Annotated in this window: 16 protein-coding genes; all 16 read left to right on the top strand. The window is 37.3% G+C overall.

What is annotated here, in order from left to right; genetic code table 11:
- Positions 1-71: 71 nt before the first annotated feature.
- The 16 genes from AC2CGR_RS20680 (at position 72) to rapZ (ending at position 16373) form a co-directional block, all read left to right on the top strand.
- Positions 72-833 (top strand): MerR family transcriptional regulator, encoded by a 762-nt coding sequence (locus AC2CGR_RS20680; protein ID WP_131101040.1) that lies wholly within the window; start codon positions 72-74, stop codon positions 831-833.
- Positions 830-1450: a hypothetical protein gene (locus AC2CGR_RS20675; protein ID WP_029440979.1), complete on the top strand. Its 621-nt coding sequence runs from the start codon at positions 830-832 to the stop codon at positions 1448-1450. Before AC2CGR_RS20680 ends, AC2CGR_RS20675 begins: the two co-directional genes overlap by 4 nt.
- Before the next feature lie 45 nt (positions 1451-1495).
- Positions 1496-1927, top strand: coding sequence for a DUF4362 domain-containing protein (locus AC2CGR_RS20670; protein ID WP_087968666.1), 432 nt, complete (start codon positions 1496-1498; stop codon positions 1925-1927).
- Between the two features lie 150 nt (positions 1928-2077).
- Positions 2078-4054 carry an excinuclease ABC subunit B gene (gene uvrB / locus AC2CGR_RS20665; RefSeq protein ID WP_484481101.1) on the top strand — a complete coding sequence of 659 codons (1977 nt, stop codon included), beginning with the start codon at positions 2078-2080 and terminating at the stop codon, positions 4052-4054.
- 5 nt (positions 4055-4059) lie between these two features.
- Positions 4060-6936: an excinuclease ABC subunit UvrA gene (gene uvrA, locus AC2CGR_RS20660; RefSeq protein ID WP_033692359.1), complete on the top strand. Its 2877-nt coding sequence runs from the start codon at positions 4060-4062 to the stop codon at positions 6934-6936.
- 59 nt (positions 6937-6995) lie between these two features.
- Complete coding sequence (locus AC2CGR_RS20655; protein WP_484481100.1) at positions 6996-7448, top strand: DUF4275 family protein; 453 nt, start codon at positions 6996-6998, stop codon at positions 7446-7448.
- Between the two features lie 112 nt (positions 7449-7560).
- On the top strand, positions 7561-7941 hold the full coding sequence (locus AC2CGR_RS20650) for a phage holin family protein (RefSeq protein ID WP_001267308.1): 381 nt from the start codon (positions 7561-7563) through the stop codon (positions 7939-7941).
- A gap of 156 nt (positions 7942-8097) precedes the next feature.
- On the top strand, positions 8098-9027 hold the full coding sequence (gene hprK / locus AC2CGR_RS20645; RefSeq protein ID WP_001127250.1) for an HPr(Ser) kinase/phosphatase: 930 nt from the start codon (positions 8098-8100) through the stop codon (positions 9025-9027).
- Positions 9028-9051: 24 nt separating this feature from the next.
- Positions 9052-9864 carry a prolipoprotein diacylglyceryl transferase gene (lgt, locus tag AC2CGR_RS20640; RefSeq protein ID WP_000924239.1) on the top strand — a complete coding sequence of 271 codons (813 nt, stop codon included), beginning with the start codon at positions 9052-9054 and terminating at the stop codon, positions 9862-9864.
- A gap of 67 nt (positions 9865-9931) precedes the next feature.
- Positions 9932-10582 (top strand): pyrophosphatase PpaX, encoded by a 651-nt coding sequence (gene ppaX / locus AC2CGR_RS20635; protein ID WP_097851030.1) that lies wholly within the window; start codon positions 9932-9934, stop codon positions 10580-10582.
- 23 nt (positions 10583-10605) lie between these two features.
- A complete protein-coding gene (locus AC2CGR_RS20630) occupies positions 10606-11118 on the top strand; it encodes an acyltransferase (RefSeq protein ID WP_087968662.1) in 513 nt (170 codons plus the stop codon).
- A 139-nt stretch (positions 11119-11257) separates the two neighbouring features.
- Positions 11258-12769 carry a tetratricopeptide repeat protein gene (locus AC2CGR_RS20625; protein ID WP_000517735.1) on the top strand — a complete coding sequence of 504 codons (1512 nt, stop codon included), beginning with the start codon at positions 11258-11260 and terminating at the stop codon, positions 12767-12769.
- Positions 12770-12853: 84 nt separating this feature from the next.
- Entirely contained in the window at positions 12854-13810 is a 957-nt protein-coding gene (gene trxB, locus AC2CGR_RS20620) for a thioredoxin-disulfide reductase (protein WP_131101036.1), read from the top strand.
- Between the two features lie 167 nt (positions 13811-13977).
- Positions 13978-14784, top strand: a complete 807-nt coding sequence (locus AC2CGR_RS20615; protein ID WP_000455203.1) for a DUF368 domain-containing protein — start codon at positions 13978-13980, stop codon at positions 14782-14784.
- A gap of 228 nt (positions 14785-15012) precedes the next feature.
- Complete coding sequence (locus tag AC2CGR_RS20610; protein WP_001190080.1) at positions 15013-15471, top strand: NUDIX hydrolase; 459 nt, start codon at positions 15013-15015, stop codon at positions 15469-15471.
- Between the two features lie 20 nt (positions 15472-15491).
- The gene (gene rapZ, locus AC2CGR_RS20605) at positions 15492-16373 is read left to right on the top strand and encodes an RNase adapter RapZ (RefSeq protein ID WP_029440966.1); all 882 of its coding nucleotides are present in this window, start codon (positions 15492-15494) and stop codon (positions 16371-16373) included.

Here is a 16373-nt window from a genome sequence, read left to right as displayed (position 1 = left end):
TTTTTGTATTTTTTTTACAAAACACTTGAAAGTGACGTAACGTCATCTTTTATAATGAAGGGGAAGAGGTGATGGTAGTGATTTCAATACAACAATTGACGAGAGAAACAGGGATAACAGTACGTACATTACGTTATTATGATCAAATAGATTTATTGAAGCCAAGCGGGAAAACAGAGGGTGGACATCGGTTATATAGTGAAGCTGACGTTATTCGTTTGCAACAAATTTTGTTTTTAAAGGAAATGGGATTTTCGTTAAAAGAAACTGCGAATATGTTAGTAAGAGGTGAGTTGGATTTAAAGGATTCGCTTGAAAGACAACTTCGATTTGTACAGGAAGAACAAAAGAAATTTAATCGAATGGAGCGTGTTTTACAAGCGGTTGTGTATTCAGTAGATGTAGAGGGAGAGCTTGATTGGAAAGTTATGTTTGAATTGATTCAGCTTTCAAAACAGTCTCCTCGTATCCGTGAAATATTCCAAAATGAAGTGTTTTCAAAAGAAGAACAAAAGTTGCTTCACAATTTGCCAAATATGAGTGAAGAAGATCCAAATGTTTTAGAATGGGTAGATTTATTAAAGCAATTCCGTACTTTTATGAAAGAAGGTAAAGAAGCCGCTAGTGATGAGGTACAACGGGCAACGAAGCAATTAATGCAGAAGTGTTTAGAAATGGCTAATGGTGATGAAGCGTTTTTAGATAAGTTATGGGAAGTTCGAAAATCGAAGGAAGCTTCACAGAAAATGAGTATGTATCCGATCGAAGAAGAACTTTTACTATATATGGATGAAGCTTTTCGTATTTATGATGAAAAGGAGAGGGATAAATGAGTATACTCGCAGAATATCGTTGGTATTTTTTAATTGGGGCAGAGATTGTATTTTGGTTATCGGCTATTGGTTTCTTTTTACTCCGTTACGGATTTCGTTTGAAAAAGGCGAGTTTTATTATGGGAATTGTGCTACTCGTAAATGAAGTGTTTATTTTAACTTTAGGGGTAGTGGACTATTATCAAACAGGAAAGTTTTCTAACTTTCAAATCATTACTGTAATTATTTTATTGTATGCGGTCTTTTACGGGAAAAAGGATTTGAAGAAGCTTGATATATTTGCGCAAAAATTAGTTGCAAAATGGCGGAATGAGCCAGCGCCTATTATAGAAGAACAGGTAGAATTAACAGGTATGGCTTATGCGAAGCAGGAAATAAAAAATTGGGTATTGCACCTTGTTTTATTCGTCGGTGTGCACATATTCTTTTTCTTCGCGTATGGATTTGTTCCATTTGAACAATGGGGCAATTGGTTAGAGTCGGGAATCGTTTTAAATAAAGCTGCAAGTCGCGTGAGCCAAGTTTGGGCGATTATATTTTTAGTTGATACAGCAATTTCATTTTCATATGTTATTTTTCCGAAGAAGGAGAAAGGAAAAGAAAAGCTACTTTCATAGTTGAAAGTAGCTTTTCTGGTATACAAATAATTTTTATAGGAGAGGATGACAATAAGAAAAAGAATTGGTTTTATATGCCTATTTCTCTTTAGTTTCGTAGCATGCTCACAACCTAACACTACAATTGATAAGAAGAATGATGTCATTGTAAAGGGAGCAGGAATTCTCAATCTAGATAAATTTGAAAAGTTCGTTTTGAATGTCGAGAAAAGGGAAGTTGATAAAATAAGAATTGTACAGTATACCCTTGAAGGGGACCCGATTTTTCAAACGTTAGAGTATAGTGGGAACGATATATTTTATGTGTCAGATAATACAAAAGACAAATTTGCTGGGAAGGATAAAGGGTTATATAAAGATAGTTGTAAAAGTATTGTTAAAGACCAGCGCGAATCAGGAATCACTTATAGGCTAATAGATTGTACGAATGAAGATGGGCGCAATGGACATGACTTATTATATGTATCTAAAAAATAGAGTTAGTAGAGGAAGGAAGTATGTACTCCTTCCTTTTTCTATGTGTATATTGTCGAAAACTTTACCGAATATCTGTTCGTTTTTTTAGGTTTTTTATAGGCATTCGTGGTAAAATAATAATACAGATTTTTATGAGGAGGTCGGATTTTCTTGGAACGTCAATTTGAAATTGTCTCAGCGTATTCCCCGCAAGGTGATCAGCCGGTAGCTATAGAGAAGCTTGTAGAGGGAATTAATAGTGGAAAGAAAAAGCAAGTGTTGCTTGGAGCAACAGGAACGGGTAAGACATTTACGATTTCAAATGTCATTAAAGAAGTGCAAAAGCCAACACTTGTCATGGCTCACAATAAAACGTTAGCAGGACAGTTATATAGTGAGTTGAAAGACTTTTTCCCGAATAATGCAGTTGAATATTTTGTTAGTTATTACGATTATTATCAACCAGAAGCGTATGTGCCGCAAACAGATACGTTTATTGAAAAAGACGCACAGATTAATGATGAAATTGATAAATTGCGTCACTCGGCAACGTCTGCATTATTTGAACGGGATGATGTAATTATTGTTGCGAGTGTTTCGTGTATATATGGTTTAGGTTCTCCAGAAGAATACCGCGAGTTAGTTGTTTCACTTCGAGTTGGTATGGAAAAGGATCGCAATCAATTGCTTCGTGAACTTGTTGATGTGCAGTATGGACGTAATGACATTGATTTCAAGCGTGGTACATTCCGCGTGCGCGGAGATGTAGTTGAAATCTTCCCGGCATCACTTGACGAGCATTGTATTCGAATTGAGTTTTTTGGTGATGAAATTGACCGCATTCGCGAAGTAAATGCGTTAACAGGGGAAGTATTAGCAGAGCGTGATCATGTAGCAATCTTCCCAGCATCTCACTTCGTTACACGTGAAGAAAAAATGAAGGTCGCTATTGAAAATATCGAAAAAGAATTAGAAGAGCGTTTAAAGGAATTAAATGATAACGGCAAGTTGTTAGAAGCGCAGCGTATAGAGCAGCGTACACGTTATGATTTAGAAATGATGCGCGAGATGGGCTTTTGTTCAGGTATTGAAAACTATTCCCGTCATTTAACACTCCGTCCAGCGGGGGCAACGCCGTATACGTTATTAGACTATTTCCCGAAAGATTTCTTAATCGTTATGGATGAGTCGCACGTATCAGTGCCGCAAGTAAGAGCGATGTATAACGGGGACCAAGCGCGTAAGCAAGTGCTTGTGGATCATGGATTCCGTCTGCCATCAGCTCTAGATAATAGACCGCTCACATTTGATGAGTTTGAAGAGAAAACGAATCAAGTTATTTACGTTTCAGCAACACCAGGACCGTACGAATTAGAGCAGTCGCCAGAAGTAATAGAACAAATTATTCGTCCGACAGGGCTTTTAGATCCGCCAATTGATATACGACCAATTGAAGGGCAGATTGACGATTTATTAGGAGAGATTCAAGATCGCATTGCAAAAAATGAACGTGTATTAATTACAACTTTAACGAAGAAGATGTCAGAGGATTTAACAGACTACTTAAAAGATGTAGGGATTAAGGTGAATTACCTGCATTCTGAGGTGAAAACATTAGAACGTATTGAAATTATTCGGGATCTTCGTCTTGGTAAGTTTGATGTTCTTGTTGGTATTAACTTATTGCGAGAAGGATTAGATATTCCAGAAGTATCGCTTGTAGCGATTTTAGATGCGGATAAGGAAGGATTCTTACGTTCAGAACGTTCATTAATTCAAACCATTGGCCGTGCAGCACGTAATGAAAACGGCCGCGTTATTATGTACGCAGATCGTATAACGAGATCGATGGGAATTGCAATTGAAGAAACGAAGCGTCGTCGCACTATACAAGAAGCTTACAATAAAGAGCATGGTATTACGCCGAAAACGATTCAAAAAGGTGTGCGTGATGTGATACGTGCAACGACAGCTGCTGAAGAGACAGAAACATATGAAGCAACGCCAGCTAAGAAGATGACGAAAAAAGAGCGTGAAAAGACAATTGCGAAGATGGAAGCAGAAATGAAAGAAGCAGCAAAAGCGTTAGACTTCGAGCGTGCAGCTGAATTAAGAGATTTACTATTAGAATTAAAAGCGGAAGGGTGAAAAGAGTGAGTAAGAGCAAGGATTTTATCGTTGTAAAAGGTGCTAGAGCACATAACTTAAAAAATATTGATGTAACCATTCCGAGAAATCAGCTTGTCGTTGTAACGGGATTGTCTGGTTCGGGGAAATCATCATTAGCATTTGATACGATTTATGCAGAAGGGCAGCGCAGATACGTAGAATCGTTATCTGCGTATGCACGCCAGTTTTTAGGGCAAATGGATAAACCGGATGTAGATACGATTGAAGGATTGTCACCAGCAATTTCAATTGATCAAAAAACGACGAGTCGTAATCCGCGTTCAACTGTTGGAACGGTAACGGAGATTTATGATTATTTACGTTTATTATTTGCGCGAATTGGTACGCCAATTTGTCCGAATCATGGCATTGAAATTACATCACAAACAGTAGAGCAGATGGTAGACCGCGTCCTTGAATATCCTGAACGTACGAAATTACAAGTGCTAGCTCCTATCGTTTCTGGTCGTAAAGGTGCACATGTGAAAGTGCTTGAAGATATTAAGAAGCAAGGATATGTTCGTGTACGTGTTGATGGTGAAATGCTTGATGTGTCTGAAGATATTGCGCTAGATAAAAATAAGAAGCATTCTATTGAAGTTGTAATTGACCGTATTGTTGTAAAAGAAGGAATTGCAAGCCGTCTTGCTGATTCACTTGAAAGTGCATTAAAGCTTGGCGGGGGCCGCGTGTTAATCGATGTAATGGGAGAAGAGGAACTGTTATTTAGTGAACATCATGCTTGTCCACATTGTGGTTTTTCAATTGGAGAATTAGAACCGCGTATGTTCTCATTCAATAGTCCGTTTGGTGCATGTCCTTCTTGTGATGGACTTGGCTCAAAGCTAGAGGTAGATTTAGAACTTGTTATTCCGAATTGGGATTTATCATTAAATGAACATGCGATTGCGCCTTGGGAACCGACAAGTTCACAATATTACCCACAACTTTTACAATCTGTATGTAATCATTACGGCGTTGATATGGATATGCCTGTGAAAGATATACCGAAAGATTTATTTGATAAAGTGTTGTACGGGAGCGGTGAAGAGAAAGTGTATTTCCGCTATGTAAATGAATTTGGTCAAGTAAAGGAAAATGAGATTTTATTTGAAGGTGTTATTCCAAATATTGAACGTCGTTATCGTGAAACGAGTTCGGACTACATTCGTGAGCAAATGGAAAAGTATATGGCAGAGCAAGCTTGTCCGAAGTGTAAAGGTGGACGTTTAAAACCTGAGAGTTTAGCTGTTTTCGTTGGTGATAAAACGATTGCTGATGTAACGAAGTATTCTGTTCAAGAAGTACAGGAATTCTTCTCAAGTGTGGAGCTAACAGAGAAACAACAAAAAATTGCTCATTTAATTTTAAGAGAAATTCAGGAGCGCGTTGGGTTCTTAGTGAACGTTGGTTTAGATTATTTAACGTTAAGTCGTGCCGCAGGAACTTTATCAGGTGGTGAGGCGCAACGTATTCGTTTAGCAACGCAAATTGGTTCTCGTCTTACTGGCGTACTTTACATTCTTGATGAGCCTTCTATCGGTTTGCATCAGCGCGATAACGATCGTCTTATTCGTACATTGCAAGAAATGCGTGATTTAGGTAATACGTTAATTGTTGTTGAGCATGATGAAGATACGATGATGGCAGCTGATTATTTACTTGATATCGGGCCTGGCGCAGGTATTCATGGTGGACAAGTCGTATCAGCAGGTACACCAGCTGAAGTGATGCAAGACGAGAATTCGCTAACCGGTAAGTATTTAAGCGGTAAAGAGTTTATTCCGGTTCCACTTGAAAGACGTAAAGGTGACGGACGAAAAGTGGAAATTGTCGGTGCAAAAGAGAATAATTTAAAGAACGCGAAAATGTCATTCCCGCTTGGTACGTTTGTAGCGGTAACGGGTGTATCTGGTTCTGGTAAAAGTACGATGATTAATGAAGTATTATATAAATCGTTAGCGCAAAAGTTATATAAAGCGAAAGCGAAGCCAGGTACTCATAAAGAGATTAAAGGTCTTGAGCATTTAGATAAAGTAATCGATATTGATCAATCGCCAATCGGACGTACACCACGTTCAAATCCAGCAACGTATACAGGTGTATTTGATGATATTCGTGATGTGTTTGCCCAAACGAATGAAGCGAAAGTACGCGGATATCAAAAAGGACGTTTCAGCTTTAATGTAAAAGGTGGACGTTGTGAAGCGTGTCGTGGTGATGGAATTATTAAAATCGAAATGCACTTCTTACCAGACGTATACGTTCCGTGTGAAGTTTGTCACGGTAAACGTTACAACCGTGAAACGTTAGAAGTGAAATATAAAGATAAAAACATTTCTGAAGTATTAGGAATGACGATTGAAGACGGGGTAGAGTTCTTCGCTAATATCCCAAAAATTAAGCGTAAACTTCAAACGCTTGTAGATGTAGGGCTTGGTTATATGAAATTAGGACAACCAGCTACGACGTTATCTGGTGGTGAAGCGCAGCGCGTGAAGCTAGCTTCTGAATTACACCGTCGTTCTACAGGACGTACACTATATATTTTAGATGAGCCAACGACTGGTTTACATGCGCATGATATTGCACGTCTTCTAGAAGTGTTGCAGCGTCTTGTGGAGAGCGGTGAGACGGTTCTTGTAATTGAACATAATTTAGATGTGATAAAAACAGCGGATTATATCGTTGACCTTGGACCAGAGGGCGGAGACAAAGGTGGACAAATCGTTGCTTCCGGAACGCCAGAGCAAGTAGTGAAAGAAGAGCGCTCGTATACAGGTAAGTATTTAAAAGAGATTTTAAATCGTGATAAAGCAAGAATGAAAGAGAAAATAAAAGAAGTAGAGTTATCGCAATAAGTTTAGTAATAAAAACCGAGTGGAAATGACGCTCGGTTTTTATTGTATAGGGGGAGAAGATGGAGTTTTTAGATGTGTTGCGAAAGAAAACTATGAAGGTAAGAGAGTTTCAAAATTGGGGTGTATATTTTCGGAAGCGCTGGGAGGATCATTTTGCAAATCATTTAAGTGATGAAGAAAAAGAAGATATTTTTCTTTATGGAGATAAGTATGCATGTGGTTATCTATGGCACATATTTAGTTATGAGAAAAAGAAGTGTTTAGAGGGTAAAGAAGCGGAAAACGCGTTTCATAATGAAGTGAAAAAGGATTGCTACATTTTCTATCAACACTGTGATGAGGTACTGTTAATGAAGCATGCGAGTTTATTACATATGGATGATATATTGTGTGAGACGGATAATATGTATAAAGGGGATATCTATATTGTAGATAGAGATTTCACTTGGACTTTTGTGAAAACTCATGAGCATAGATGGTGTGGTCCTTATTTCACAAAGAGATGTTGGTAGGTATACAAGCAGGAAAAGTAGAATAAGTTGATATAAGTGTTCGTATCATACTTGCGTTTATTGTCTATTAGCGTATGATGAAATATATATGTTTAAAAGGATGTGTAAGAAAATGAGATGGATTGTATCACTTCTTGTAAATAGCGTTGTGTTAATCGCTGTATCGGGACTTTTAAAAGGGATTGCACCAGACGCGTTTTACGTAGCAAATATACAAACTGCAATTATTGCGAGTATTATTTTGGCTGTTTTAAATGTGTTTGTAAAACCGTTTTTAATTTTAATTACGCTACCAATTACAGTTGTAACTTTCGGGTTCTTCTTAATTGTTATTAATGCAATTACGTTAAAAATAGCAGATTCATTATTAGGAGATGCATTTAATATATCAGGTTTCGGCGTAGCGATTGTTGCGGCAATTTGTATTTCAATTTTTAATATGATTATTGAAAAGGCAATTGTGGAACCTTTATATGAAAAAAAGAGAAAATGACAAAAAGAAAAACATTTCATGATGTGTATGAAATGTTTTTTTCTATTTATTAGAAACCGTATTTCTTGTTTCCAGAAAAAAATGGTACAATATCCGGTAGAATGGAATTTTACATCAAACGAGACTGAACCCGCAGCGGAGTGGAGGTTTATACATATGCCGAAAGTAAGGACAAAAGATTTAATTGAACAATTTCAATTGGAGTTAATAAGTGGTGAAGAAGGAATTCATCGTCCAATTGATACAAGTGATTTATCACGACCTGGAATTGAAATGGCAGGATTTTTTACATATTATCCAGCTGATCGCGTGCAGCTTCTTGGAAAGACGGAGCTGACGTTCTTTGACACGTTAACGTCAGAGCAAAAACAAGAGAGAATGAAAGCGCTTTGTACTGAGGAGACACCATGTATTATTGTAACTCGTAATCAAGATGTACCAGATGAGTTGCTGCAAGCATCGCGTGAATCAGGCATGCCTTTATTACGTTCTTCTCAAACGACAACAAGATTATCAAGTCGTTTAACAAACTATTTAGAAGGTAAGTTAGCACCAACAACAGCTGTACATGGTGTGTTAGTAGATATTTACGGTGTTGGTGTTTTAATTACAGGTCAAAGTGGTGTCGGTAAAAGTGAGACAGCTCTTGAGCTTGTAAAACGTGGTCACCGCCTTGTTGCGGATGATAGTGTAGAAATTCGCCAAGAAGATGAAGATATGTTAGTCGGAAGCTCACCAGATTTAATTGAACATTTATTAGAAATTCGTGGTCTAGGCATTATTAACGTTATGACGTTATTCGGTGCAGGAGCAGTGCGAAATTATAAGCGTATTACACTTGTTATTAATCTTGAAATTTGGGATCAAAAGAAAAATTATGATCGCTTAGGTCTTGATGAAGAGAAGATGAAGATTATTGATACAGAACTTACGAAGATTACACTTCCAGTTCGTCCTGGTCGAAACTTGGCTGTTATTATTGAAGTGGCAGCGATGAACTTCCGTTTAAAACGTATGGGAGTCAATGCAGCACAGCAGTTCTCAGAACGATTAATGAGTGCGATTGAGTTAGGGAATCAGGAGTAAACATTGGAGAGGGAGGTCATACATATGCTGTTAGGTTCTGTACCACAGCTTGACCGCGTAGCTGTCCAACTTGGACCGTTTCCTGTTTATTGGTACGGGATCATTATCGGTACAGGTGTGCTATTAGGTCTTTGGCTAGCAACTCGCGAAGGAGAAAGGCTAGGTATTCCAAAAGATACATTTGTTGACCTTGTATTAATTGCAGTACCGATCGCTATTTTATTTGCGAGAATGTACTATGTTATTTTTGAATGGGAATATTACGCGCAAAATCCGAGTCAAATTATTAATATTCGTCAAGGTGGCTTGGCGATTCATGGTGGTTTAATCGGAGCTGTTATTACAGGGATTCTTTTTGCGAAACGCCGCGGGGTTTCATTCTGGAAGTTGGCGGATATTGCTGCGCCAAGTATTTTACTAGGACAAGCAATTGGCCGATGGGGAAACTTTATGAATCAAGAGGCGCATGGTGATGAAGTAACGAGACAGTTTTTAGAAGGCCTTCATTTACCGGATTTCATTATTAATCAAATGTACATTGATGGTGTGTATTACCATCCGACGTTTTTATATGAATCATTATGGAATTTTGCGGGGGTCATTCTATTACTTGCATTACGAAAAGTGAATTTACGCCGCGGGGAATTATTCTTCACATATTTAATTTGGTATTCAGTAGGACGCTTCTTCGTAGAAGGGTTGCGTACAGATAGTTTAATGCTAGGACCACTTCGTATTGCACAAGTAATGTCAATTGGACTTGTTGTTATTTCTATTATTTTCATTATTGTGAGACGAAAAATGGGGCAAGCTGATAAAAGATATTCGGAAAATTAGAGAAAAGTAGCATCTTATTATAAGATGCTGCTTCTTTCATATTCAGGAAAGGGAAAGGACTAAGGCAATGAAAATAAATACAGTGTTATTTGATTTAGATGGAACGTTAATTAATACAAACGAACTTATTATTTCTTCTTTTTTACATACTTTACATACATATTATCCAGATCAATATAAGCGTGAAGATGTATTGCCATTTATCGGTCCATCTTTGCATGATACGTTCAGTAAGATTGATGAAAGTAAGGTTGAAGAGTTAATTACGAGTTATCGTCAATTTAACCATGATCATCATGATGAATTAGTAGAAGAATATGAAACTGTATATGAAACAGTTCAAGAGTTGAAGAAACAAGGCTATAAGGTTGGTATTGTTACAACAAAAGCGAGACAAACCGTTGAGATGGGATTAAAGTTATCGAAGCTTGATGAGTTTTTTGATGTTGTTGTGACAATTGATGATGTCGAGCATGTGAAACCACATCCAGAGCCACTTCAAAAAGCGCTTCAGTTATTAGATGCGAAACCGGAAGAAGCATTGATGGTTGGGGATAACCATCATGATATTGTTGGCGGACAAAATGCGGGTACGAAAACAGCTGCGGTTTCATGGACATTAAAAGGTAGAGCGTATTTAGAGGCTTACAAGCCAGACTTTATGCTAGATAAAATGAGTGATTTATTGCCGATTTTGTCCGACATGAATCGTTCATAAAGATAAGTAGAGGAGCGAGTTAAGTGCGACGGACAACGCGCTATCCTGTTTCAGGAGAAAATTCATTATGGAATGTGTATAAAACAGTGTCTTTTTGGAAGGTAATGAAAAACTTTATTATTATCCAAATTGCACGATATACACCTTTTTTATCCGTCAAGAATTGGTTGTACCGCACATTTTTACGGATGAAAGTAGGAAAGAAAACATCGTTTGCGCTTATGGTAATGCCGGACATTATGTTCCCGGAAAAGATAACTGTGGGAGAAAATTCGATTATCGGCTATAATACAACGCTTTTAGCACATGAATATTTAATTCGTGAATATCGACTTGGAGAGATCGTCGTAGGAAATGAAGTGATGATTGGAGCGAATACAACGATATTACCGGGTGTGAAAATTGGAGATGGCGCAATTGTTTCAGCTGGCACGCTTGTTCATAAAGATGTACCGAGTGGTGCTTTCGTAGGTGGAAATCCAATGCGTGTTATTTATACGAAAGAGCAAATGGAGGCTAGAGAAGGTTCATACTAAAAATGTAACATTTCTCTTCTTTTTTAATGAATAAAAAGGAAATAATTGAGTATAATATACTGTTTTGTTTTTTACGGAATCGTTTATACTTATAGATAGAAGAATGTGTGAACGAAGAAAACAAAAAACTGGAGGATATATGGGGAAAAATCAAAGAATATATAAGGAGAACGGACAAGTTATCTCTTTTAATCAATTAGCGGACTTCTTTTATAAAAAAGGGATGAGGGCTTACAAAGGGCAAAAATTGCAAGATGCAATTAAATATTTTCGAAGAGCGGCACAAAGTGAGAAGGAGCCGTTTATTTTATGCCAATTAGCAACAGTATTATCTGAGGCTGGTGAATATCAAGAGTCAAATCAAACCTTCTTTAAGCTTGTTAGATCTAATCCAGAACTTGAACAGTGTTATTATTTTATTGCAAATAATTATGCATATATGGGTCTATTTCAGCAGGCGAAGAAGTATGCGGATCGCTATTTAGAAGTTGCAGAAGAGAAGGAATTCGTAGAAGATACATTAGAATTACTTGAAATCATGGAAGAAGAAGCGATGGGTGCGGAAGAGATTGAAGATGAAGATGATTTAATTGTTATGCAGGAAGAAGCGAATCGTTATATTCGTAACGGACAATTGGAAGAAGCAATTGCTACATTAGAAATTGTTACGAAAGACTATCCGGAATTTTGGTCGGGGCATAATAATTTAGCTATTGCGCATTTTCAATCTGGCAATGTAGATAAGGCACTGAAATTAACGGAAATGATTTTAGAGAAAAATCCAGGTAATATACATGCGCTTTGTAATACGCTTATTTTTCTATATTCAATTGGAGAGCATAAACAAGTAGAGGCGTTAGCAGGACAGTTAGTTTCGGTATATCCGATTTCGTTTGAACATCGTTTGAAACTTGGGACGACACTTGCAACAATTGGTCATTTCGAGCCTGCATATAAATGGTTCAAATTATTAAAGCGTCAAGGATACGAAGGAGACGTTAGTTTTTATTATTGGTTTGCATATTCTGCGTATATGGTGAAAGATCAGCAAGTAGCTGAAAAAATGTGGCAACATGTTGTAGAATTGCACCCTGATAAAAAGGGAAAAGAACCGTGGAATGCATTGAATTTAGCGGATGAAGGACAAAATGTGTTATTTGAAGAATTACGAAAATCATTCCAGCAAAGTGCGACGCTAGAGGAACAAATGCTAGCTTTATATTTAATGAATGAATTATCAACGCCGGAGAAGGTTGGATTCTTCTTTGATGTAACGCAAGCGAAGAATGGTGTTCCAATTGTATCACAACTTGCAAAGTATTTCTTTTTACTTAATAGTCATAAGAGTATTCCAGCCGATTTACAGCAATTTGAACAGTGCGCACGAATCGCGGATGCTTTATACAATTATACGAAAAAAGATGATGAATTAATCGAAGAGTGTTTACAATTTTGGTTTTGTACGTTCATACGTTTATATACATCTGGAGCAGTTTTTACAAATGTATACGGCTGGTCAGCTGCGGTTGAATATATCGTACGTAGCGAACAAGGAAATAAGATGACACAGTCGGAGCTCGGAGATGTATATAATGTATCTGTAGCGACTGTTCGAAAGTATGTGCAAGCTGTTAAACGTACGCACACATAGATAAGCAAATCATTGGGAAAAAAATGATGCGAACAGTATAATGAGGGTAACTTAATAGTGTAGGAATGAATAGGAGTGAATGGTGTGTCAGAAGAAAAAATTTATGATGTCATTATTATTGGTGCAGGACCAGCTGGTATGACAGCTGCAGTATATACATCTCGTGCGAATTTAAGCACATTAATGCTTGAGCGTGGTATTCCAGGCGGACAAATGGCAAATACAGAAGATGTAGAAAACTACCCAGGTTATGAGTCTATTTTAGGACCAGACTTATCAAATAAAATGTTCGAGCATGCGAAGAAATTTGGTGCTGAATATGCATACGGTGATGTGAAAGAAGTCATCGATGGTAAAGAATACAAAACAATTATTGCTGGTAAAAAAGAATATAAAGCACGTGCAATTATCGTTGCAAGTGGTGCAGAGTATAAAAAAATCGGTGTACCAGGCGAAACAGAACTTGGCGGCCGCGGTGTATCATATTGCGCGGTATGTGATGGCGCATTCTTTAAAGGGAAAGAACTTGTAGTTATTGGTGGCGGGGATTCTGCTGTTGAAGAGGGTGTATTCTTAACACGCTTCGCATCAAAAGTAACAATCGTTCACCGTCGTGACACGCTTCGTGCACAGAAAATTTTACAAGACCGTGCTTTCCAAAACGAAAAAGTAGATTTCATTTGGAATCATACGATAAAAGAAATTAACGAAGCGAGTGGTAAAGTAGGAAGTGTAACACTTGTAGACGTAAATAGTGGAGAAGAGAAAGAAGTCAAAACTGACGGCGTATTCGTATACATCGGTATGTTACCACTATCAAAACCATTTGTTGAACTAGGTATTACAAATGAAAATGGTTACCTTGAAACAAACGAGCGTATGGAAACGAAAGTTCCTGGTATTTTCGCAGCTGGTGATGTTCGTGAAAAAATGCTACGTCAAATTGTAACTGCAACAGGTGACGGTAGTATTGCGGCACAAAGTGCACAACATTACGTAGAAGAATTATTAGAAGAACTAAAAACTGTATCAGAAAAATAAGGGATAACATACCTTTTGAGAAGAAAGCTACCGATAGGAGCTTTCTTCTTTTTTTGTGTGTGAAAATGTCAAAGTTTTGTCAAAAAATATTGGGATTATAAGCTTTCTTATTGATATACTGGACTTTACGGAAAAAATCACTATAAGAAATGAGGAATTTATTCAGTATGGAATGGCGTAATATATATCGTGGATTTTGTATGGGCGTTAGTGATTTAATTCCTGGTGTGAGCGGCGGTACAATCGCTGTTGTGTTAGGGATTTATGAACAATTGCTTGCGGCAATTAGTGGATTCTTTAGTCGTGAATGGAAAAAACATTTAGGGTTTTTAATTCCACTTGCAGCTGGTGTGGCAGCAGCGTTTTTAACGTTAAGTCACGTTATTAAATATTTACTTGCAAATCATTATGAACCGACTCAATTTTTCTTCCTCGGTTTAATTATTAGTATATTACCCATGTTAATGAGAGAAGCTGATGCAAAGTCGTCGTTTAAAGGTAAGCATATTGTTTTATTAATCGTTGCAGCAATTCTTGTTGCGATCACAGCTTTCTTTAAACCAGATAAGACAGCAGATCCAATTACGACGTTAACAATTTTAAATGCAATTGGTTTATTTTTCGCAGGATGGATGGCTAGTATGGCTATGTTACTTCCTGGAATTAGCGGATCATTTATTTTATTAATTATTGGTGTGTATCCGACAGCAATTAATGCTTTAACTACACTCAACTTACCTTTAATCGCAGTTATTGGTGCTGGTGTTATGGTAGGGTTTGTTGTAAGTAGTAAAGGAATTAGCTTCTTATTAGATCGTTATAAAAGTATGACATTTGCGGCAATTATTGGACTAGTTATCGGTTCGATTGTAATTGTGTTCCCTGGTATTCCAACTGGAGGATTTTCAATTATAAGTTCAATTATTACCTTTATTTTAGGATTTGCGATTGTTACTTATTTCGGTAAGAAATAACGGCTTTAATCCCCTTGGCGATAAAAATCGTTAAGGGGATTTTTCATGCTATGAATTGAAAGTACAGGCATTTACATTGCTTGTTATAGAAAGCTTTTTTAAAATTGTTGAGTAGCATATGCTTAGCGAAAGAGGACTGGCTCCTTCGTTGTAGCAAACTGTTTTTGATAGTATAATGAAATGAGTATGCAGTGAGAAATTTGCTGCAAGTAGCTGAGGTGAAGAAACATGCAAAGAGTGACAAACTGTGTGTTAATTAGAGATAATGAAGTACTCTTACTCCAAAAACCTCGCCGGAATTGGTGGGTTGCACCAGGCGGGAAGATGGAGCGTGGTGAGACTGTAAGAGATTCCGTTGTTCGCGAGTATCGTGAAGAAACAGGTATTTATTTAAAGAACCCAGCGTTAAAGGGGGTCTTCACCTTTGTCATCCAAGAAGGTGATAAAGTTGTTTCTGAATGGATGATGTTCTCCTTTTTAGCGACAGATTTTGCAGGAGAAAACAAACTAGAGAGCGAAGAAGGCATCATTGGCTGGCATACATTTGATAAAATTGATGATTTAGCAATGGCACCAGGAGATTATCACATTATTGATTATTTAATTAAAGGAAATGGCATAATCTACGGTACATTTGTATATACCCCAGATTTTGAGTTGCTTTCATATCGATTAGATCCGAGTTAAACCGTCAAGGAGAGGATACGATGACAGAGAATAATGATATAAAAATGGTAATTATTACAGGAATGTCTGGAGCTGGAAAGACAGTAGCTTTACAAAGTTTTGAAGATTTAGGATATTTCTGTGTAGATAATTTACCGCCGATGTTATTGCCGAAGTTTATTGAGCTTATGGCGGATTCAAAAGGAAAAATGAATAAAGTAGCACTTGGTATTGATTTACGTGGCCGAGAGTTTTTCGAACATTTATGGGGAGCACTTGATGATTTATCAGAACGTACATGGATTATTCCTCATATTTTATTCTTAGATGCGAAAGATAGCACGCTTGTAACTCGTTATAAAGAAACGAGACGTTCGCATCCACTTGCACCAACTGGTTTGCCGTTAAAAGGAATCGAAGCGGAGCGTAGCTTATTAACTGATATGAAGGCACGGGCTAATATTGTGCTTGATACATCTGATTTAAAACCGAAAGAATTACGTGAAAAAATTGTTCATCTGTTTTCAACTGAAACGGAGCAAGCATTTCGTGTAAATGTTATGTCATTTGGATTTAAGTACGGTATTCCAATTGATGCCGATTTAGTATTTGATGTTCGTTTTTTACCAAATCCATATTACATTCCACATATGAAGCCATTAACAGGACTAGATGAGGAAGTTTCATCGTATGTGCTGAAATTTAATGAGACGCATAAGTTTTTAGAGAAATTGACTGATCTTATCACTTTCATGCTGCCTCATTATAAAAGAGAAGGCAAGAGTCAACTTGTAATTGCAATTGGATGTACAGGTGGACAGCATCGTTCTGTTACGCTTACAGAATACCTTGGGAAACATTTGAAACCAGAGTATAGTGTTCATGTATCTCATCGTGATGTGGAGAAGAGAAAGGGCCATTAA

The organism is Bacillus sp. LSHTCR4 (assembly GCF_057197025.1).
The sequence above is the reverse complement of the archived record's forward strand: the minus strand, read 5'-3'. Positions and strand labels throughout refer to the sequence as shown.